The following is a 912-nucleotide window of genomic DNA, read 5'->3' as shown; positions in this document are numbered from 1 at the left end:
CGTTCATCCTTAGGAGCGATTCAAAACCGCTTAGAACACACAATTAACAACTTGGGTACATCTTCTGAAAACTTATCAGCTGCTGAATCTCGTATTCGTGACGTTGATATGGCGAAAGAAATGATGAGTCAAACAAAGAATTCTATTCTAGCTCAAGCAGCACAAGCGATGTTGGCTCAAGCTAACCAACAACCTCAAGGAGTTCTTCAACTTCTTAGATAATAATTTCAATTAAGTTTAGTAATAAGGTAGATGGCATAACTGCTATCTACCTTATTTGCTTATTAAGAAATTGAAAAATGACATATTATGACCGTAAATAAAATGTGGGCGATTTAATTCCCCGTGTTAGCCGAGCTTTAGGATGTGTCCTACCAACTTTAACGTTTAGAATCTTACAGCAATTATGAGCAACATGCAGTGCGGCTGCCAAGTATATAAGTAGAGGCAATTTACTTACGATAGTTTCTCGACTCTTAACGCTACTTGATAAATCTCCAATTCTTGTTCAATATACAAAGCGAAACTATACTATTTTGCGAAGAGGCAGATAAATAATGTTCAAAACGCTATTAACTTTCTATAAGATCATTCCGATATAAATAATAGAGAGAGAGATTAGGGCGGCCGACCTGAATTGACCTTTCCTCAATATATTCAACCACCACATGGATGTGGGGTTATGAACTTCAAGGAGGAAGAAAAATTATGATTATCAACCACAATATCGCAGCTATGAACACGCACCGTCAGTTGGGTGTTAACACCGCAGCAACTAGCAAGAGCATCGAGAAATTGTCTTCTGGTCTTCGCATCAACCGCGCAGGTGATGACGCAGCAGGTCTAGCAATCTCCGAGAAAATGCGCGGCCAGATCCGTGGTTTGGATCAAGCTACTCGCAACTCTCAAGAT

Annotated in this window: 2 protein-coding genes; both read left to right on the top strand. The window is 39.6% G+C overall.

Annotated features, from left to right (window positions below; translation table 11 throughout):
• Window positions 1–222, top strand: a 222-nt coding sequence (locus tag GK047_RS29105; RefSeq protein WP_275901729.1) for a flagellin, incomplete at its 5' end; no start/stop codon positions are given.
• Window positions 223–708: 486 nt separating this feature from the next.
• A partial coding sequence (locus tag GK047_RS29100) for a flagellin N-terminal helical domain-containing protein (RefSeq protein ID WP_481856073.1) occupies window positions 709–912 on the top strand: 204 nt, incomplete at its 3' end.

It is taken from the genome of Paenibacillus sp. SYP-B3998 (genome assembly GCF_010820665.1).
Classification (GTDB): domain Bacteria; phylum Bacillota; class Bacilli; order Paenibacillales; family NBRC-103111; genus Paenibacillus_E.
This window is presented reverse-complemented; position numbering and strand designations above follow the sequence as displayed.